Source organism: Shimia sp. NS0008-38b (assembly GCF_040370365.1).
In the GTDB taxonomy this organism is placed as follows: domain Bacteria; phylum Pseudomonadota; class Alphaproteobacteria; order Rhodobacterales; family Rhodobacteraceae; genus Shimia.
This window is the reverse complement of the sequence record NZ_BAABWQ010000002.1, coordinates 836,901-856,379: the sequence shown is the minus strand read 5'-3', so window position 1 is coordinate 856,379 and position 19,479 is coordinate 836,901. Positions and strand designations below refer to the sequence as shown.

General features: G+C 54.8%; 16 protein-coding genes. 7 read left to right on the top strand and 9 right to left on the bottom strand.

What is annotated here, in order from left to right:
* Positions 1–5: 5 nt before the first annotated feature.
* Positions 6–1,571, bottom strand: coding sequence for a Hint domain-containing protein (locus ABWV47_RS10270; protein WP_353311390.1), 1,566 nt, complete (start codon positions 1,569–1,571; stop codon positions 6–8).
* Between the two features lie 309 nt (positions 1,572–1,880).
* Between ABWV47_RS10270 and dapE the strand changes: the two genes are divergently transcribed.
* From dapE to rnr, 3 genes are all read left to right on the top strand, one after another.
* The gene (gene dapE, locus ABWV47_RS10265; protein WP_353311388.1) at positions 1,881–3,026 is read left to right on the top strand and encodes a succinyl-diaminopimelate desuccinylase; all 1,146 of its coding nucleotides are present in this window, start codon (positions 1,881–1,883) and stop codon (positions 3,024–3,026) included.
* A gap of 22 nt (positions 3,027–3,048) precedes the next feature.
* Positions 3,049–3,597 (top strand): TIGR04282 family arsenosugar biosynthesis glycosyltransferase, encoded by a 549-nt coding sequence (locus ABWV47_RS10260; RefSeq protein ID WP_353311386.1) that lies wholly within the window; start codon positions 3,049–3,051, stop codon positions 3,595–3,597.
* Between the two features lie 121 nt (positions 3,598–3,718).
* Positions 3,719–5,980, top strand: a complete 2,262-nt coding sequence (rnr, locus tag ABWV47_RS10255) for a ribonuclease R (protein WP_353311384.1) — start codon at positions 3,719–3,721, stop codon at positions 5,978–5,980.
* On the opposite strand, the gene ABWV47_RS10250 is transcribed toward rnr, so the two are convergent.
* Complete coding sequence (locus ABWV47_RS10250; RefSeq protein WP_353311382.1) at positions 5,961–6,695, bottom strand: glutathione S-transferase family protein; 735 nt, start codon at positions 6,693–6,695, stop codon at positions 5,961–5,963. The two genes, rnr and ABWV47_RS10250, sit on opposite strands and share 20 nt — an antisense overlap.
* Before the next feature lie 80 nt (positions 6,696–6,775).
* Here ABWV47_RS10250 and ABWV47_RS10245 point away from each other — a divergent pair, with 80 nt between their 5' ends.
* Positions 6,776–7,489 (top strand): helix-turn-helix transcriptional regulator, encoded by a 714-nt coding sequence (locus ABWV47_RS10245; protein WP_353311380.1) that lies wholly within the window; start codon positions 6,776–6,778, stop codon positions 7,487–7,489.
* 89 nt (positions 7,490–7,578) lie between these two features.
* Positions 7,579–8,931, top strand: a complete 1,353-nt coding sequence (locus tag ABWV47_RS10240; RefSeq protein WP_502959695.1) for a lytic murein transglycosylase — start codon at positions 7,579–7,581, stop codon at positions 8,929–8,931.
* A gap of 9 nt (positions 8,932–8,940) precedes the next feature.
* On the opposite strand, the gene ABWV47_RS10235 is transcribed toward ABWV47_RS10240, so the two are convergent.
* The 7 genes from ABWV47_RS10235 to ABWV47_RS10205 all read right to left on the bottom strand — a co-directional run bounded on the left by ABWV47_RS10235 (position 8,941) and on the right by ABWV47_RS10205 (position 17,045).
* A complete protein-coding gene (locus ABWV47_RS10235) occupies positions 8,941–9,516 on the bottom strand; it encodes a L,D-transpeptidase (protein WP_353311378.1) in 576 nt (191 codons plus the stop codon).
* 113 nt (positions 9,517–9,629) lie between these two features.
* Entirely contained in the window at positions 9,630–10,841 is a 1,212-nt protein-coding gene (locus ABWV47_RS10230) for an ABC transporter permease (RefSeq protein WP_353311376.1), read from the bottom strand.
* Between the two features lie 5 nt (positions 10,842–10,846).
* On the bottom strand, positions 10,847–12,121 hold the full coding sequence (locus ABWV47_RS10225) for an ABC transporter permease (protein WP_353311374.1): 1,275 nt from the start codon (positions 12,119–12,121) through the stop codon (positions 10,847–10,849).
* A 106-nt stretch (positions 12,122–12,227) separates the two neighbouring features.
* Complete coding sequence (locus ABWV47_RS10220; RefSeq protein ID WP_353311372.1) at positions 12,228–13,316, bottom strand: extracellular solute-binding protein; 1,089 nt, start codon at positions 13,314–13,316, stop codon at positions 12,228–12,230.
* Positions 13,317–13,398: 82 nt separating this feature from the next.
* Complete coding sequence (locus ABWV47_RS10215; RefSeq protein WP_353311370.1) at positions 13,399–14,502, bottom strand: ABC transporter ATP-binding protein; 1,104 nt, start codon at positions 14,500–14,502, stop codon at positions 13,399–13,401.
* 351 nt (positions 14,503–14,853) lie between these two features.
* Complete coding sequence (locus tag ABWV47_RS10210; protein ID WP_353311369.1) at positions 14,854–16,242, bottom strand: aspartate aminotransferase family protein; 1,389 nt, start codon at positions 16,240–16,242, stop codon at positions 14,854–14,856.
* A gap of 86 nt (positions 16,243–16,328) precedes the next feature.
* Positions 16,329–17,045, bottom strand: coding sequence for a GntR family transcriptional regulator (locus ABWV47_RS10205; protein WP_353311367.1), 717 nt, complete (start codon positions 17,043–17,045; stop codon positions 16,329–16,331).
* A gap of 147 nt (positions 17,046–17,192) precedes the next feature.
* Between ABWV47_RS10205 and ABWV47_RS10200 the strand changes: the two genes are divergently transcribed.
* Complete coding sequence (locus ABWV47_RS10200; RefSeq protein WP_353311365.1) at positions 17,193–18,278, top strand: polyamine ABC transporter substrate-binding protein; 1,086 nt, start codon at positions 17,193–17,195, stop codon at positions 18,276–18,278.
* A 74-nt stretch (positions 18,279–18,352) separates the two neighbouring features.
* The gene (locus ABWV47_RS10195) at positions 18,353–19,477 is read left to right on the top strand and encodes an ABC transporter ATP-binding protein (protein ID WP_353311363.1); all 1,125 of its coding nucleotides are present in this window, start codon (positions 18,353–18,355) and stop codon (positions 19,475–19,477) included.
* The last annotated feature ends 2 nt before the right edge of the window (positions 19,478–19,479 follow it).

Below are 19,479 nucleotides of genomic sequence, written 5' to 3'. Positions count from 1 at the left end.
CGGTCTTACTCTGCCGCCCATTGGGCCATCGCGGCCACTTCAAAACTGCGCAATCCGCGCCGAGCCATTGGGCCATAACCTTCGCCAGAATGGCGGTCGATTTCCGGAAAAATAGAACAGATCTCCTCAACGATCTCGGGTTCAAAACTCTCCGCTGTTTGCGGGCCGGGCAAAAAGCTTTCGGTGGGCAGTTTTTCTGAAAATACGATCTGGTGTTCGTCAAACAGGATGTGCACGTATTCCACGACGCCACCCGGAACGCGGCGCACGGTTGAATCGTTCACCAAGTCGCGCGCGGCCACCAGCACCTGATCTTCGCCAAACAGTAACTCTGCCCAGCAATCTTGCACCATCACACGGTGCAATGGCGACAACGTCAGGCTGCGGTGGTCCCCAAAGGTGTTTTCGGCAATGTGAATCGGAGCCAGTTTGCCTTCCGCGGCCACACGGCGCTTACCGATCCAGCGCAGCGGCTGTGGTCCGTTGTCCAATGTCTCGACAAGATCACCCACTTGCAAACACTCAACCGGCACTTCGCCGTTTGGTGTACGAATAAAGGTACCGGCGGTGAAGCAAGGCGCTTGCGTGACGGTGACATATCCAACGTCAGTGATGCCGTTTCCATCATCCACCGTATAGGTGAAGTTCACAACTTCCTCATCGCCATCCGCCTGAATGGTGATGATCCCGTTGATATCGATCGAGATGATTTGGCCCGTTGGCAAGGTTACCGGAGACCCAACCGAAATTGGCTGGCCTAAAATATGGGTTATGGTGATGCTGTTTCCGGTCCCATTCACGTCATTGGCCAGCAAATCTACTGTACGGGTGCCATCTGGGGCGATGTTCACGGTATCTGTGTTGGCCACCAACGACGTTTGCAAGGAGCCCCCTGCGATCAGCAGCGAGCTGTCGTAAGAGCTGTCAGACACGTCCGCTATCACAATGCGCAGGTCATTCACCCCTTCGATGATATCAAAGGTGAGTGTCATGGTCATCGTGAAGCCGTCCATTTCGGTATTGTAGATACCGCCAGTGTTGTTCACGAAGAGACTTTCGTTTTCGCCGCTATTAATGTTGCCGGGGTCGACATCGCCATCCCCGATTTCCAGCGGGATATACGTGCCGTTGATCGAGACAGCGACAAAATCCTGATAAATTGAACTGACGTATTCGGGGTATTCTTCGGACGCGAAGACAAATTGCATTGTCATTTGCCCGGCTTCAGTCGCAACAAAAGACACATCCAGATATGACGCGTCATAGGTATTGGTCCCAGCCACCGCGTTGAATTCTGCGTTGTTGTCTTCGCCGTTGGTGTCAGAGGATCTGTTGGTGCGCTGGTTGAAACCACCTGATCGGTTTGTGAAATTTCTGGCCTGGCCTGTGGACAGGATCACCCCTTCGTCACTGGGGGTTACATCCGGTGATACACTGTCACCATTTGTGTAGATCCCTGAAGACGAGTTTTGCCCGTTGTAGGAGGCTGAAAGGATTTCAATCTCATCCCCGAAGATGGTTTCCGCCATGTCCATAGCGGATGCGCCGGTGTTGACTGGCAATCGTGGCATATGTGCTCGCCTCTGTTCGCCGCAAACACATCACACAACACCACCCCCGCCTGAAGAGGATGCAAAAACGGACTCCCCGCATTTCAAGATGCGTTTTTGGGATCCCTGGCTCTTGAGCCGAACTGCTGGTGACCTGCCTCGGTCATTTGTTATTGCCACAAGTAAACAGTATATTTTTTGAGTTGTTAAGAGGAGCCACACCGCTTTGTGTCCGAATTGTGGCTTTCCGGCCCCGCCTGCCTGTGCCAAAACCGCAGCCACTGCTCAAAACGGCTCCAACCACGCCCATGCCAATAAGGACTGCCTGCGATGACCAACACTGATGCCGCACAATTGACCGCAGACTTGATCCGCTGCCCGTCTGTCACTCCGGACGAAGGCGGTGCGCTGGTACATCTGCAAGAGTTGCTGTCGGGTGCAGGTTTTGAGTGTGTGCGTGTGGATCGCGGGGCCGTCTGCAATCTCTTTGCCCGTTGGGGGCCAAAAGGTCACGCCAAAACCTTTGGTTTTAATGGTCACACGGATGTGGTTCCGGTGGGAGATGAGGCTGCTTGGTCTGTTGACCCGTTTGGGGCAGAGATCAAAGAGGGTGTCATGTATGGCCGGGGCGCAACCGACATGAAATCCGGCGTAGCTGCATTTGCGGCCGCTGCCGTCGATTTTGTCTCTAACACACCGCCATATGGTGCAATCATCCTCACCATTACCGGGGATGAGGAAGGTGACGCTACCGATGGTACAACTGCTCTGTTGGACTATATGAACGCGCAAAACGAGCAAAAGTCGGTCTGTCTGGTTGGGGAGCCAACCTGCCCAAACGAGATGGGTGAGATGATGAAAATCGGTCGGCGGGGTTCGCTTAATGCCTTCTTTACCTTCACAGGCATCCAAGGCCATGCAGCTTACCCGCACCGTGCCAATAACCCACTGCCCGTAATGGCCCGCCTAATGGATCAATTTGCCAGTCACACGTTAGACACAGGCACCGAGCATTTTGACGCATCTACGTTGGCGGTTGTCACAATGGACACTGGCAATCTTGCGACCAACGTGATCCCTGCGGAGTGCCGCGCCACAGTGAACATTCGGTTCAATGATGCGCACTCTGGGGCTTCGCTGACCGCATGGATGCGGGAAAAATCAGACACTATTGCACTTGAAAGCGGCGTTGCCGTGGATCTCAAAGTGTCAGTATCTGGCGAGAGCTTCATCACACCTCCCGGTGCTCTGTCGGATCTCGTGGCCAACTCGGTGGAGGCTGAAACTGGCCGCCGTCCAGAGCTTTCCACGTCTGGGGGCACTTCTGATGCCCGTTTTGTGCAGCATCACTGTCCGGTGGTCGAATTTGGCCTGGTTGGCAAAACCATGCATCAGGTGGATGAACAGGTCCCAGTGGATCAAATTCATCAACTCAAAGCGATCTACAGCCGCATTTTGCGAGACTATTTTGCCTAAACCCCGCCCCAATTTGGTTGTGATGCTGAAAGACCCTCGTCCGGGGCGTGTCAAAACGCGTCTGGGTCGAGACATCGGCATGACCGCAGCGGCATGGTGGTTTCGCCACCAATCCGCGGCGCTTTTACGCCGTTTGGACGATCCACGTTGGCGGCTCATTCTCGCATTGACACCCGATACATCCGTGCTCACCTCGCGCCGCTGGCCCACCCACCTTACACGCGTACCGCAAGGCCGTGGCGATCTCGGGGAACGCATGGCACGTCAGTTGAGGGTGTTGCCTGGCCCAACGTGCATCATCGGTGCCGATATTCCTGGTATCACCCCAAAACATATCGTGCAGGCCTTCAACGCACTGGGCACTCATGACGCGGTCTTTGGTCCGGCTCCAGATGGGGGATTTTGGCTTGTTGGTATGAAGCACCCTCCCAAGCCCATGCTCTTTAAAAATGTGCGCTGGTCCACGCCGCATGCGCTTGCCGACAGTATCGCAACTATGCCTGACGCACGCATTGCCACCGTTGCCACGCTTTCGGATGTGGACACTGTCACCGATCTGGCACGCTTCTAAGGCTTAAGGTTCTTTAAAATGATCGCAGACTTGAATTAGGGCGGTCGGCCGTCCCCCTTCATACCCGCGTTCTTTCCCACGTGACCTCTCTCAAAACCCGTGTTAGGCCGAGCGTATGCCTATGCCCAGCAAAGAGGAAGTCCTTGAATGGATTTCCGAGAACCCGACCCTCACCTCCAAACGCGACATCGCCAAAGCTTTTGGCATCAAAGGTGCTGCCCGCATTGACCTCAAGCGTCTTCTCAAAGAGCTGGAGGCTGAAGGCCATTTGCAGAAGCGCCGGAAGACCTACCGCGATCCAGAAAGCTTGCCGCCCGTCACGGTGTTGCAAATTTTGGAGACGGATGCGGACGGTGATCTTTTTGCACGCCCTTTGGAGTGGCACGGCGAGGGAGATGAGCCCAAGATAATCGTGATCACACGCGCCTCCGATCCCGCCTTGGGAGCTGGAGACCGCATTTTGGGACGCCTGACCAAACTTGAAGGCGCAGATGTCCAATTTGAGGCGCGTTTGATCCGCCGCATCGGTGTGAACGCGCAGCGTGTGTTGGGTATGTTTCGCAAGACGGCAGAGGGCGGGCGCATCCTGCCCATCGACAAAGGTGACGGCAAAGAGTGGTCGGTACCCTCTGACCAAATTGGCGGTGCCAAAGACGGTGAACTGGTGGAAGCAGAACAATCTGGGCCCCGTGGCCGTCTTGGTTTGCCGCGCGCCCGCGTTGTGGCGCGCATTGGGGACCCTACGGCACCCAAAGCTGTCTCGCTGATCGCGATCCATCAACACGGAATTCCAGACAGTTTCCCGGATGCAGTGATATTAGAGTCTGATAACGCCAAACCTGCGCCTTTGGGCGCGCGCGAAGATCTGCGTGAAATGCCGTTTGTCACAATCGACCCGGCGGACGCACGTGATCATGATGACGCCTGTTGGGCCCACGCAGATGACGATCCGAAAAACCCAGGGGGACATGTGCTCTGGGTCGCCATTGCTGACGTTGCACAATATGTTGTTGGTGGCACGGAGCTGGACCGCGAGGCGCACAAGCGTGGCAATTCCAGCTATTTCCCTGATCGCGTTGTGCCAATGTTGCCTGATCGTCTGTCTGGTGATCTGTGCTCTCTGCACGAAGGGGTGCCCCGTGCCGTGCTGGCTCTGCGCATTCAGATCGATGACAAAGGCAAAAAGATTGATCACCGTTTCAGCCGCGCGATGATACGCTCTGTCGCCTCGTTGCACTACGGCGAGGTGCAGCAGGCCCAAGACGGTCACCCAAACGAGCGTTGCGCGCCGCTGATGGATGAGATCATCACGCCGCTCTATGCTGCATATGAGGCTCTAAAAACTGCAAAGGCGGAGCGTCAACCTCTGGCGCTTGATCTGCCTGAGCGCAAAATTGAGCTCTCTGATGCGGGCGAAGTGACCTCTGTGAACTTCCGAGACCGATTTGACGCCCATAAGCTGATTGAAGAGTTTATGGTGCTGGCCAATGTCTGTGCTGCGGAAACACTGATCGCCAAAAAGTCGCCGCTGTTGTTCCGTGTCCACGAAGAACCCAGCCCAGAAAAGCTCAACGCGCTGCGCGACACCGCACAGTCTGCGGGGCTGACACTGGCCAAAGGTCAGGTGCTGCAAACCCGCCACCTAAACCAGCTGCTCGTCGCAGCTGCGGGCACCGAACAGTCAGAGCTTATCAACATCTCCACGCTGCGCTCGATGACACAGGCCTACTACACGCCACAGAACTTTGGTCATTTTGGTCTCGCACTACGGGCTTATGCGCATTTCACCTCTCCCATTCGTCGCTATGCAGACTTGGTTGTGCACCGCGCCCTGATCACGGCGCATGGTTGGGGTGACGATGGTCTAACGCCACAAATGATTGAACGGCTGGAAGAGACCGCAAAACATATTTCGGAGACCGAGCGCCGCTCGATGCTGGCGGAACGAGACACCACAGATCGCTACCTTGCCGCCTATATGTCCGAGCGGATCGGCAATGAATTCACAGGTCGGATCAGTGGCATTGCCCGCTTTGGCGTTTTTGTGAAGCTCGATGAAACCGGCGCTGATGGCCTGATCCCGATGCGAGAGCTGGGGCGCGAGTACTTCCACTTTGATGCGGAAACCAACACACTATTGGGCTCTGATACCGGCATTGTGATTGGTTTGGGGCAACGGGTTACAGCGCGTTTGACGGAAGCGGCGCCAATCACAGGAGGCATCGCCCTTGAGCTGCTCTCCTTGGATGGTGAGCTGATCAAGCGGGCAGGTCGTGGTGGTAAAGGTGGCCGAGGCCGCGGTGGCCCACCCCGGCGCAAGGCCGCCAAGGCAAAACACAAGGCGGCCAAGACCAAACGCAAGGTCACTCGGCAGCGGAAGTAACCGCGGAGGCATATACGGACATGTCCGGATACAGTGCAGCGCGCACCCGATCGACATAGGGCTGGAACGCGGGTTTGGCGCGCGTTGCTGCGCGCAAATCGGTGTGGGCGGGCAAGCGCATGATCATATCCAATACCGGCGCGATCGTGGCATCTGCAGAGGACGGATTTTCGCCAAACAAGAAGGGCTTGTTACCAAGTTTAGAGTCTATTGTGGCCAAATCCCTGTCAAACCGTGCCTTGCGATCTTTGGGTGAGAAGCGCGCAATGCCGTGTCCCATCAAGCCAGCGCGTACGCTGTCTTGGGCGGGGACAGCAATCTCCGCGCGCATTTCTTTAGGCGCTTGTGCGAAAAACTCATCTCGCATGAGAGGCCACACATCCTCGTGTAGCCAGCGGTCATGAACCATACAAAGCACAAGGCTGTGCTCCACCATTGATTTCAGCGCATGCGCCTCAGAGATTTCGGCCGGTGACAGACCCGGATAAAAATTCGCGCCTCGTTCCGACAAAAAATCTTCAATGTTGGAACTGTCCGGGATCAACTGATCGCCGACACGGAGAAAAGGCAGTTTGCCAAGCGGCCCAACGGACACATCGGTGGAATATTCGGGCTCCCAAAGCTCCTTTGCCATTTCAAGCAGACACATGGCCTTAAGGCAAAAGGGGGAATGGCTGGGCAGGGCTTCATTGCCGGGAAAGATAACAAGCTGCATTTTGAACTCCTTAAAATGATGGCTATGATCTAACGGAGGCTCTTGCCAATTTTTGTCAGTATGGCGCAGTATCAAAAATTATGAGCCGCACTGACAGACTCTTCCAATTGATGCAGGCGCTGCGTGATCTGCCACCTCCCGCCACTGCGCAAGCTTTGGCACAAGAAACGGGCGTATCCGAGCGCACGATCTATCGCGATATCGATACGCTACGCGGTCTGGGGGCGGTGATTGACGGCGAAGCTGGGTTTGGGTTCACTCTTGTAGAGGATGCGACACTGCCGCCACTAGGTTTTCTCCCGGAGGAAATCGAAGCATTGGTTGTTGGTCTCAACGAGGTCATGGAGGTCGGCGATCCGTCCTTAGCAAAATCAGCCAAATCGGCTCTAACAAAGCTTAAGTCGCGTCTACCAGAAGCGCAGTCTCATCGCCTTAAACACGCTGTTCTCACCGCAAAACGCTTTCAGAGGCCGCCTCCGCCGGGGGTCAATGCCGGCACTTTGCGTCAGGCTGCATGGGAGGAGCGGACTGTGATCTTTGACTATGCAGATGTAGACGGGCATCGCACCACACGTCGTGTGGATCCGCTGTCGATTGTGTTTATGCAAAGCGCACATTGTTTGTTGGCGTACTGCCATCTGCGCGAAGCATTCCGCTCCTTCCGGTTGGACCGCATGGCCAACTTACAGGTGACAGACAAATCGTTTCGACCACGGCGCATCCCAATGTTGCGCGCTTTTAAAGCGCAGCTGCACGCGGAGTTACTGGACCGACAAGCCGCAGTGAAGAGCTGATCGGCAAATCCTCGCGGTTGCGATTATGATCGCTTTTGCCATCCAGTGCTTCGCGTTACACTTTGTAAAAACAGGCGAGGAGCAGAGCCATGTGGGTTACAGGTAAGTGTGCAGGTTTTTGTGCCATCGCACTGGCAACAACGGTGTCGGCGGCTGCTGCGCCAACACCAGCCGTGCGCCCAATGGTCCGACCTGTACCGGCTGTGTCTTCGGCAGAGCCGCTGGTGTATCAGGCATCCGCTCCAACGGCGTCGTTGCGTCCTGTGTTACGCCCTCTTTCGGCTGACCTTAACGCGCCCGAACTTGCCCCAACGGCAGCCGCCAACAACGGGTTTCAGCGTTGGATTGATGGGTATCGATCGCGGGCGATACGGTCAGGAATCAGCGCGTCGGTGTTTGATGAGGCGTTCCATGGTGTGCAATACAACACCAACGTTATCCAAAAGGACCGAAATCAAAGCGAGTTCACCAAGACAATCTGGGAGTATTTGGACAGCGCGACCTCTGACACGCGCATAAAAAACGGCCAAGCTGCCCTGAGCAAACATCGCGAAAAACTAGAGCGTATTGAAGCGCACTACGGCGTCAAAAAAGAAGTCATTGTGGCGGTCTGGGGCTTGGAGAGCGCTTATGGCACATACAAGGGCAGCACCCAAATCATAGAAGCTTTGGCAACTTTGGCCTACGATGGGAGGCGTGGAGAGTTTTTTGAACAGCAACTCACCGCTGCATTGAAGATTCTGCAAAACGGCGATGTCAGAGCGGCGGGCATGACCGGCAGTTGGGCCGGCGCCATGGGCCATACTCAGTTCATTCCAACGTCCTACCTGTCCTTTGCGGTGGATTTCACTGGTGACGGTAAGCGTGACATCTGGTCAGACGACCCCACCGACGCCTTAGCTTCCACCGCTGCGTACCTCAAGCAATCGGGATGGGTTACGGGGCAGCCCTGGGGTGTAGAGGTCACACTGCCCTCAAACTTTGACTACGCCGCGGCCAACCGGAAAAACCTAAAGACGCCAAGCGCTTGGGCGAAGCTTGGTGTGCGGGACATGCAAGGTCGCGCAGTACCCAACCACGGATCCGCGTCGATCCTTCTGCCAGCAGGCAGTCAGGGTGCAGCCTTTATGATTTTCCAGAACTTCGCAGCGATTGAGCAGTACAATACCGCGGACGCTTATGTGATCGGGGTGGGTCATCTGAGCGATCGCATCGAAGGGGGTCCAGCCATTCAAGCCACGTGGCCGCGTGGGGATCGGGCACTGACCTTCAAAGAGCGCAAAGAGCTGCAACGCCGCCTGACCCGGGCTGGATTTGACACACAAAAGATCGACGGCAAAATCGGCCCGCTTACCATTCAGGCTGTGCGGGCCTACCAACACTCTGTCGGTCTGAAGCCAGATGGCTACGCGTCACTAAAATTGCTCAAAGAGCTGCGATAGCGTGGTGGTTTAGGCCTCGCGCCCGGTGAATACAATGACTTCACTGCCCATTGGAACTTGTTCGTAAAGGTATTCGATGTGCTCGTTTACCATGCGGATACAGCCATTGGAGCTCGGTGTGCCAATCGATTGCGGTGCAGTGGTGCCGTGGATCCGAAACAACGTATCCCGACCGTCCTGATACAGATACATCGCGCGGGAGCCGAGTGGATTGGTCGGGCCGCCTTTCATACCGTCAGCATATTTTTCGTAGGCTGGATTGCGCTCGATCATTTCTTGTGTTGGTCGCCAGCTGGGCCATTCGACCTTGCGCTCGATGGTGGCGCGGCCTTTGAAATTTAGACCCTCCTGACCAATCGCGACCCCATAGCGCACGGCGTTGCGCTCATCCATCATGTGGTAGAGATGATATGAGGCCAATACGACCACCAGCTGACCAGCTTGAAAGCCATATTTCTTTTTTACCCGTACCTCTTTGGGCTTCAGGTGTTCCATAAGTTCAAATGAATCGCCCTGTGCCGCACGCAAAATTTGCGGGGTGGCGAGTAGGCTGGCTGTGCCAGCAAGGAAGTGACGACGCTGCATTTAGAGCCTCCAGTGTTTTAATCAGGATGACACAGGGCCATCAACGGACAAAGCCGGGTTACCCCGACTTTGCCCATAATCACCAAAATGTGCTTTGAAATACCTAACGCAGGTTAAGTTGGGGACATGCCCCGCAACCTTTCCGAGCGCCGGCGCAGCAACTCTACCGTTGCAAGCAGTAGGATCGAAATCCCAACAAGGATCGTCGCCACGGCCAAGATGGTCGGGCTGATCTGTTCACGCAGACCGGTGAACATTTGCCACGGCAGCGTTTTCTGGCTGGCTGAGCCGACAAACAGCACCACCACAACCTCGTCAAACGACGTGATAAAGGCAAACAATCCGCCCGAAATCACACCGGGCAGGATCAATGGCATTTGCACGCGGAAAAAGGTTGTGACCGGGTTTGCACCCATATTGGCAGCCGCACGGGTCAGAGAGCGATCAAAACCTACCAATGTGGCAGTGACGGTGATGATCACAAATGGAATGCCCAGCACCGCGTGTGCCAAAACCACTTTCACATAGCCAACAAATGTCTTGTTGAGACCCAATGTGCCTTCCATCCAATTGCCGATTTGGCTGTAGAAAAAGAACATGCCGGTGGCCGAAATGATCAGCGGCACAATCATCGGTGAAATCATCACCGCCATGATGGCGCGACGGCCCGGAACATGGCTTTGCGACAGGCCAATCGCGGCCAGTGTGCCAAGGCTGACAGAGATGATAGTGGCGATGGGGGCGATAATCAGCGAGTTTTTGAAAGAACGCTGCCATTCGTTGTTGGTGAAGAAGTCCTGATAGTGCTTGAGAGAATAGCCAGCAGGATCAAGCCGCAGCATTTCAGGTGTAAATGTAAAGAAGTCCTGCGCATTAAACGACAGTGGCATCACCACAAGGATTGGCGTGATGAGAAAGGTGAAGATCGCGCCACAGATCACGCGGAAGGTATAATGCCACAACACCTGACCCGGTGTCAGGTAGGGCAACAGACGCGCACGATACCGGCCCTCATAAAGCCAATAGGTGAACCATTGAATGAACCAGCCATAGAGCGCGCCAATGATAGCGGCGGCAATACCGCCGAACACAAACCCAAGCACCGCATAGAGCGCAATGGTCAGCCATTTGCCCAGCGTCTCGTTCTTGAGAAGGTTGATATAGATTAGTGCGCCAATCACGGCCATGGCGGCGCCAATCAAGACACCAAGAATACCAGAGCCGTTGGCAGTACCAATAAAGAGCCCAAAGAAGCCCCCTGCAGCTGCCGTGGTGGGCAGAACCAGAGACATGGGTTTGCGGGAAATCGGAGTGAGTGCAGCCATGTTTCTTACCCCAATTTCACGTTGTCGATGCCGACGATCTTGTCATAGCACCAGTAAAGTAACAGGACGACGGCCAGTAGGATGGTTCCAAGCGCCGCGGCCAAGCCCCAATTGAGCGAGCTGGAAATGTGGTATGCGATCCGGTTGGAAATAAACACACCTTTGGTTCCGCCCACAATTTCTGGCGTGATGTAGTAGCCAATTGCCAGAATGAACACGAGGATAGATCCCGCGCCAATGCCAGGCACTGATAGGGGGAAGTAAACGCGCCAAAAGGCCGTCCAATTGGTTGCGCCCATCGATTTCGCTGCGCGTAAATAGGTTGGCTGAATGGTCTGCATCACCGAATACATCGGCAGGATCATAAACGGCAGCAGGATATGGGTCATCGCCACAACAGTGCCGAACTGGTTGTTGATCATCACAAGCCGTGCATCATCTGCAACAAGCCCGATCCACACGAGGACTTCGTTGATCACGCCTTGTTGTTGCAGCATCACCTTCCACGCCGAGGTGCGCACCAAAAGCGAGGTCCAGAACGGCAGCAGAACCAATATCATCAGAACGTTGGCTGTACGCGCAGGTAAGTTTGCCAGCAACCAAGCCACGGGATAACCCAGCATGATACAGCTGACAGTGATCATCATCGACATGATCAGCGTGCGCTGAAAGAGTTTGATCAGAATACGCTTGTCTTCTGGCTGAGCAGCAGCCCCGTCGGGCGTGCGTTGCATGTCGATGGCATTGAGAAAGTAACCATTTGTAATGGTTACGGAGTGCGCTTTGATAACCGCCCAAGTCTGCGGGTCACCCCACTTCTTGTCGACATCAATCAGCTTTTCTTTAAACGGGCCATCGGTTGCCGGATCTATCCGTTTGATCTGGCGACCGGATTTCCGGAACAGCGACGACATGCCGGTCTGTTCATAGTTCAGACGGCTACCAAGACGCGTGTGTTTCTTGGCCTCAATCGCGACCACCATGTCAGCAACAAAAGCGGCGTAGAGAGGCTCATCTGGCAACTCGCCGGTTGAGGCATCCCAGTTTTCCAGCTCAGCAACTGTCAGCGGCAGAGTTTCCACCACGATGCCGTTCTCGACGGAACGGAACAGCATCGAACCGATTGGGATAACAAAAGAGATGAGGACAAAGACAAGAAGCGGTGCAATCAGCAGCAGCGCTCGCGTTTTTTGCAGCCGAAGGGCGCGCGCGAGGCTCTTCTTCAGTGGTGTGCCGTCTGCGGCAAGCATCGGCCCGCTTTGGGAAGTGGCGTCGGTCATAATGTCCCCGTTGTGTTTCACGTGTCAGGCTTCAGATGCGCCTGATCTTTTCGTGCGGGGAGTGGGCCCGCCATCATGCGGCCCCACTCCAATTCTTTAAGCGAACTTATTTCGCCAGCCACGCCTGGAATTTGGCGTCGATGTCGTCACGGTAGTCAGCCCAGAACTCGTAGTTGTAGAGGAACGTGTTCTTCGCATTGTTTGGATCGGTTGGCATGTGTGGAGCCATATCGATACCCAATTCGGCGTGCTGACCAACCAGAGGTGCAGAAGATGCACGTGCTGGACCATAAGAGATGTATTTCGCTTGATCGGCCAGACGCTGTGTGTCTGTTGCGAACATGATGTAGTCCAGAGCTTGTGCTTTGCGCTCATCAGACAGACCTGCTGGGATGATCCAACCGTCAAGGTCAAACACTTGTGCGTCCCACAGCATGGCAACCGGCTGTTTCTGCTCTTCGATTACAGAGAACAGGCGACCATTGTAGGTCGAACCCATGATAACTTCGCCATCGGCCAGAAGCTGCGGTGTGTCAGCACCAGCAGACCACCAGATCACGTCGTCTTTGATGGTGTCGAGTTTGGCCAGTGCCTGATCTTGACCTTCTGGAGTGGCCAGAACGTCATACACATCGTCTTTTGCAACACCGTCACACAGCAGAGCCCATTCCATGTTGTTGATTGGGCGCTTTTCCAGCGAACGCTTGCCAGGATATGCATCTGTGTCAAATACGGCGCAAATTTCGGTTGGAGCCGTGTCGCCAACCAAGTCGGTGCGGTAACCGAATGTGGTGGAATACACGATCTGAGGGATGAAGCACTCAGAGACCAACAGGTCGCCAAAGTCATCCGCGGCAGAGGTGCCATCAGGTGCGGCTGCAAGCATGGTGTCTGGATCGATTTCCATTGCCAGACCTTCGTCGCAAAGACGGATCGCATCAGCAGCAACAACATCCACAACGTCCCATGTCACGTTGCCAGCTTCGTTCATCGCGCGCAGCTTGGCCACGGCTTCGGCGGAGCTGTCATCGTTGATGATGCTAACGCCAGATTTCGCAGAATAGGGCTCGTGATACGCTTTGAGTTGCGATTTGGAATACGCGCCACCCCAAGATACGATGGTCATTTCCTGTGCCATAGCGGCTGGTGCCACCAGAGCAGTTGTGACGGCAAGAGCTGTCAGCTTGGTTTTCATTGGATACACTCCTTGTTGAATTTTATAGTCTTTTTGTTTGTTGTTCCGGATCTTCGGCCCGGTTCATGCACACAAGCCTTTGTCAGGCCTCCAACGCGCGGCAATCTTCTGGAAGCCAACCGATTTCAATCTGCTGACCTGGCGTCAGGCGGTCCACATCCGGCGCGTTCCGTGTTTTGATTACGAACTCGTCGTTGCCTGCCACCGAAAGTCGCGTGCGGAAGATGTCACCCATGTAGATGAACTCTTTCACTTCTGCTTTCAGAGTGTGGGCACCTTCTTGAATACGGTCTTTGTTGTACTCGACCCGCTCTGGGCGAATTGAAACCCGTGTCCGCGCGCCCGGCTTCACACTTTCATGTACCGGGTTGCAGTCGATCACTTCACCACCATCAAGCTGCACCAGAGCACGACCGTTGTTGATCTCTTTTACGGTGCCTTCCAGTGTGTTGTTCTCGCCGATGAACTGCGCCACAAAACTGTTTTGCGGTTCTTCGTAGAGTGTGTCTGGCGCGTCCAGTTGTTGAATGCGGCCATCGTCAAACACCGCCACGCGGTCCGACATGGTAAGCGCTTCGGTCTGGTCGTGGGTCACGTATACTGTGGTGATGCCCAAATTATGAGCCAGGTTGGTGATCTCAAACTGCATCTTTTCACGCAGTTGTTTGTCCAGCGCACCGAGCGGTTCGTCCATAAGCACAAGCTCGGGCTCAAACACCAGTGCCCGCGCCAGTGCGATTCGCTGCTGTTGTCCACCAGACAGTTGGGCGGGGCGGCGGCCGCCAAAGGCCCCCATTTCCACCATGTCCAGTGCCCGTTTGATTTTCGCTTCACGGTCGGTTTTGCCCATTTTGCGCACTTCCAGAGGAAAGCTCAGGTTCTCCGCAATCGTCATGTGGGGGAACAGCGCGTAATTTTGGAACACCATACCGATGCCGCGTTTGTGCGGTGGAATGTTGTTGATCGATGTGCCGCCGAGGCGAATGTCGCCGTGTGTCGCAGTTTCAAAACCGGCCAACATCATTAGGCATGTGGTCTTGCCGGACCCTGATGGCCCCAGCATGGTCAGAAACTCACCTTTCGGCAGGCTTAGGTTCAAGTCTTTGACGACGAGTGTCTCACCGTCATAGCTCTTCTGAACGCGGTCGAACTCGACAAACGCGTCGTTAGATGCACTATCAGCCAAAATCGGCTCCCTGTGTTTTCTGTCGGCAGATTTTCTCTGCTCATCTGTTCCAAGTGTAACCACACCTGTGTTGAGAAGCGCAACCCGCATTTCCTAAGGGAAAGTTTGGCAAGCCTTGATTTTTTCCGATAGCCAATTGCGACGCTTCGTGTCTTTTTTTCGTCATGCTAAACATCAGAACGGTCGATTTCTTGCGAAAATAGCAGAGAATGGGCTCTGAAATGCGCAATTCCTTGCGGCAATTTTCTGTTTTGAAATGAAATGTTGCAAGTGTACTCGATCTGAAAAAAAGAAATTGCTTCGAGCAGCATTGCCGCTCGAAGCATCGAGTTTGCACAAACTATTGGCGATCTACTTGTAAAGACCCTCTGCTTTAACCTGATCAAATGTTTGATCAAGTGCGCGGGTTGCGCGATCAATCAACACATCGACCTCATCGCGAGTCATTACCAAAGGAGGCGAAATAATCATCCTGTCGCCTACATGACGCATCACCAAGTTGTTGCTGAAACAATGCTCACGGCATTTATAACCCACTGTCCCGGTCTCTGCTGCAAAGGCGGCACGGGTCGTTTTGTTGGGCGTCAGCGCGATTGAGCCCATCATGCCAACAATTTTCGCTTCACCGACCAGAGGATGGTTGGTCAGGGCTTCCCATTTGGTTTTCAGATATGGGGCCACGTTATCGCGAACATGCTCAATGACTTGCTCTTCTTCCAGAATGCGCAGGTTCTCCAATGCGACTGCGCAGGATACGGGATGACCCGAATATGTGTAGCCGTGGTTGAATTCGGTTGCGCCGACAACTTCGGCCACCTCATCGCACACTATGGAGCCACCAATTGGCGCGTAGCCTGACGACAGACCTTTGGCGATCGACATGATGTGCGGCTTGATGCCCACGGTTTGGCTGCCAAACCAGTTGCCGGTGCGTCCAAATCCACAAATCACTTCGTCGGCGATCAGCAGGATCTCGTATTTGTCACAGATTCGCTGAATTTCTGGCCAGTAGGTCTCGGGGGGGACGATCACGCCACCTGCACCTTGAATGGGCTCGGCAATGAAGGCGGCCACACGGTCCTCACCTAATTCAAGAATGGCTTCCTCCAGCTCCTTTGCGCGCTGCAGGCCAAACTCTTCGGGCGATAAGTCACCGCCCTCAGACCACCAATTTGGCTGGTTGATGTGGTGAATGTCAGGGATTGGCAGGCTGCCTTGTTGGTGCATGGGCACCATGCCACCCAAACTTGCGCCTGCCACTGTGGACCCGTGATAGGCGTTCTTGCGGCTGATAAAAACGGTTTTGCTGGGTTTGCCTTTGGCCGACCAGTAGTGTCGGACCAAGCGCAGATTGGTGTCATTGGCCTCAGAGCCCGACCCAGCATAAAACACGTGATTCAAATCACCTGGTGCCAACTCCGCCAGCTTTGCCGACAAAGCAATCACCGGCACATGAGTGGTCTTGAAGAACGTGTTGTAGTACGGAAGTTCGCGCATCTGCCGCGCAGCCACGTCAGCCAACTCTTCGCGACCATAGCCAATGTTTACACACCAAAGGCCCGCCATCGCATCCAAGATCTGGTTGCCTTCACTGTCTGTCAGCGTCACACCTTTGGCCTGTGTGATCACCCGCGCACCGGTCTCATTGAACTCATTCTGAGTGGAAAACGGGTGCATATGATGCGCCACATCCAGCGCCTGAAGTTCCGCTGTGGGCAGATGGTTGGTGATCGCGTTCATGGCAAACCTCGCAGAGCAAAAAGGGCGGGGCGCAGGTAATGCACACGGCCCCGAATATCTCTTCCAAAAATATGATCAAATTTTGATTAGTCAATCACGTCGCTGAAACCAGTTCCATCCAACATCGCCGCGCGGATCTGTTCCATGCCCTGAACCACGTCTTCGCGCATGGCTTCGGCGGCCGCATCTGTGTCTTGAGCGCGCAAAGCGGCCAAAGCGGTTTTGTGATTGTCCGGAAGGTTTTGGGTTCCCATACGACCACATACAACGCGCATTGATGGCCCAAAGCGCAGCCAAACACTGTCGGCTACATCCAAGAGAATCGGGGCTTGAGCCGCCCCGTAGAGCAACGCATGAAAGTCGTAGTTTCGACGCAGGTACGCGGGGACATCCCCCCGTGTGATCGCATCGTCCAGGCGTGCATCAATCGCTTCTAACCGCGCAATCTGCGCTTCGGTTACGCGGGAAGCCGCGCGCTCGGCTAGCCGCGTTTCCACAGATTCTCTGAGGAAAATAAGGTCGTCTATGGTATCCAAAGTCAACAGAGGGACAACCACCCGGCGGTTGCCTTGAAATTCCAGCGCACCCTCACTGGTCAAGCGGCGAATCGCCTCGCGAATGGGTGTCATGCCTGCACCTGTGCGCTTGATCAGGCCCTGGATGGTCACCGCCTGTCCTGGTGCAAGCTCCCCAAAAAGAACCGCGTCTCTCAGTTGGGCATAGACTTGTTGATGCACCGGCACGCGTGGCGCGTTTTCATCGCTTTGTTCAAACCCTTGTGCCAAATTACCAGTGCCTTCCATTTGTGCAATCCCATGCCCGAAGTGATGTGTCTGAACCTACAGCGGCGGGCAAAATGCACAAGTATGTTGCCATAACGCAAAAACTTGATCAAATTAATCTCACAGAATTTGACCGGGACACAGCCCGGCATCCAACGGGAGAATATTATGAAGACATCCTTCATCACGCTGGCCGCCACTCTGGCGCTGGGCGCAACGGCTGCTGCTGCCGACGAAGTGCGCGTGTACAATTGGTCCGACTACATCGACGAAGCGCTTCTGGCCAAATTTGAAGAAGAGACTGGCATCAAGCTCATTTATGACGTGTTCGATAGCAATGACGTTTTGGAAACCAAAATGCTCGCAGGTAATTCCGGCTACGACGTTGTTGTGCCATCAGGCACGTTCCTGCAGCGCCAAATTTCAGCTGGTGCGTTTCAGAAGCTCGACAAATCCAAGCTGACCAATGCGGGCAACATGTGGGATGTGATCGAAGCCCGCACCGAGAGCTACGACCCCGGCAATGAATACTCCATCAACTATATGTGGGGGACCACCGGCATTGGCGTGAACGTTGGTAAGGTGCAAGAAGTGCTCGGCGCAGATGCACCTATTGGCTCTTTGGAATTGATCTTTGATCCCGCAAACATGGAAAAACTGGCGTCCTGTGGCGTGCATGTTCTGGATGCTCCAGATGAAATGATCCCAGCTGCGTTGGCCTATCTGGGCGAAGACCCTGATAGCCACGATCCAAAAGTGATCGCCAAAGCAGAACCCCTGTTCACCGCGATTGCGCCTCACATTCAGAAATTCCACAGCTCTGAGTACATCAACGGTCTGGCAAATGGCGACATCTGCGTGGCCGTGGGGTGGTCCGGTGACATTCTTCAGGCGCGTGACCGTGCATGGGAAGCGGAGAACGGAGTGGAAATCGCCTACAACGCCCCATCCGAGGGTGCGCTTATGTGGTTTGACCAAATGGCCATTCCAGTTGACGCCCCTAATTCGGAAGCCGCACACACGTTCCTGAACTTCATCATGGATGCGCAGAACATGGCGGATGCGTCTAACTACGTTTATTATGCCAACGGCAACAAAGCCTCCCAACCGATGTTGGAAGAAGATGTGATCGGTGATCCTGCGATCTATCCGGATGAAGCGACTTTGGAAAACCTCTACACAACCTCGCCTTACCCTCCAAAGGTACAGCGCGTGGTCACCCGTATGTGGACCAAAATCAAATCCGGCACCTAAGCCGCGACAACACCGGGCTCGCGCAAAAATTGCGCGGGCCCTCGTCTTGCCACTGACACCCCCCGGAGACCGCCATGGCGCTTGATGCGTTTGCCCCTTGGGAAGATCCCAACGCAAAACCCTTGATCCAGTTTCAGAATGTGACCAAACGTTTTGGCGATTTTACCGCCATCGACAATCTGACTGTCGATATCTTTGAGCGTGAATTCTTTGCGCTCTTGGGGCCTTCGGGCTGTGGAAAGACCACCATGATGCGCATGCTGGCGGGATTTGAAAACCCTACCGAAGGCAACATCCTGCTTGCTGGGCAGAACATTGCGCCTATCCCACCCAACAAACGCGCTGTGAACATGATGTTCCAATCCTACGCGCTGTTTCCGCATCTCTCAATCTGGGACAACATTGCCTTTGGACTCAAACGCGACAACCTGCCCAAAGATCAGATTGCTCAACGCGTAGACGAGATGCTGCGCTTGACCCGGATGGAGACATTTGCCCGTCGCAAGCCCCATCAAGTGTCCGGTGGCCAACGCCAACGTGTCGCGCTGGCGCGATCCTTGGCCAAAGCGCCCAAATTGTTGCTGCTGGATGAGCCGCTTGGCGCGTTGGATAAGAAACTGCGCCAAGACACCCAGTTTGAGCTGATGGACATTCAGGAGAAGACCGGCACAACTTTTGTGATTGTAACCCACGATCAAGAAGAGGCCATGACGGTCGCCAGCCGCGTTGCGGTGATGGATCACGGCAAGATCATTCAGGTTTCTACCCCTGACGTGATCTACGAGGCGCCGAACTCCACCTATGTGGCAGACTTCATCGGCGAGGTGAACTTGATGCGCGGCAAAGCCGACCCGAAAGGTGACACGGTGCAAATGCACTGGGCTGAAGGTCAACCCGCGATCCACGGCACCGGTTTGGAAGGGATCACCAAAGGCACCGAGGTGCACTACGCTATTCGACCTGAAAAGGTCTCTATTTCAGCTGAAAAGCCGACAGATGCAGCAAATGCAGTGCAGGGAAAAGTGCTTGATATTGCCTATCTCGGCAATATCTCAACCTATCATGTGGAGCTGGCCGGAGGCCAAGTGATCAAGGCACAAACCGCCAACAACCGGCGTATTTCTCGCCGCGCGTTCACTTGGGAAGATCCGGTGTGGCTCAGTTGGACCGCCACTGCTGGCGTGTTTTTGGAGCGCTGAGG

Coding starts and splice junctions, on each gene's coding strand:
- ABWV47_RS10270 (WP_353311390.1), bottom strand. CDS start 1,571: ATGCCACGATTGCCAGTCAACACCGGCGCATCCGCTATGGACATGGCG.
- dapE (WP_353311388.1), top strand. CDS start 1,881: ATGACCAACACTGATGCCGCACAATTGACCGCAGACTTGATCCGCTGC.
- ABWV47_RS10260 (WP_353311386.1), top strand. CDS start 3,049: ATGCTGAAAGACCCTCGTCCGGGGCGTGTCAAAACGCGTCTGGGTCGA.
- rnr (WP_353311384.1), top strand. CDS start 3,719: ATGCCCAGCAAAGAGGAAGTCCTTGAATGGATTTCCGAGAACCCGACC.
- ABWV47_RS10250 (WP_353311382.1), bottom strand. CDS start 6,695: ATGCAGCTTGTTATCTTTCCCGGCAATGAAGCCCTGCCCAGCCATTCC.
- ABWV47_RS10245 (WP_353311380.1), top strand. CDS start 6,776: ATGAGCCGCACTGACAGACTCTTCCAATTGATGCAGGCGCTGCGTGAT.
- ABWV47_RS10240 (WP_502959695.1), top strand. CDS start 7,579: ATGTGGGTTACAGGTAAGTGTGCAGGTTTTTGTGCCATCGCACTGGCA.
- ABWV47_RS10235 (WP_353311378.1), bottom strand. CDS start 9,516: ATGCAGCGTCGTCACTTCCTTGCTGGCACAGCCAGCCTACTCGCCACC.
- ABWV47_RS10230 (WP_353311376.1), bottom strand. CDS start 10,841: ATGGCTGCACTCACTCCGATTTCCCGCAAACCCATGTCTCTGGTTCTG.
- ABWV47_RS10225 (WP_353311374.1), bottom strand. CDS start 12,121: ATGACCGACGCCACTTCCCAAAGCGGGCCGATGCTTGCCGCAGACGGC.
- ABWV47_RS10220 (WP_353311372.1), bottom strand. CDS start 13,316: ATGAAAACCAAGCTGACAGCTCTTGCCGTCACAACTGCTCTGGTGGCA.
- ABWV47_RS10210 (WP_353311369.1), bottom strand. CDS start 16,242: ATGAACGCGATCACCAACCATCTGCCCACAGCGGAACTTCAGGCGCTG.
- ABWV47_RS10205 (WP_353311367.1), bottom strand. CDS start 17,045: ATGGAAGGCACTGGTAATTTGGCACAAGGGTTTGAACAAAGCGATGAA.
- ABWV47_RS10200 (WP_353311365.1), top strand. CDS start 17,193: ATGAAGACATCCTTCATCACGCTGGCCGCCACTCTGGCGCTGGGCGCA.
- ABWV47_RS10195 (WP_353311363.1), top strand. CDS start 18,353: ATGGCGCTTGATGCGTTTGCCCCTTGGGAAGATCCCAACGCAAAACCC.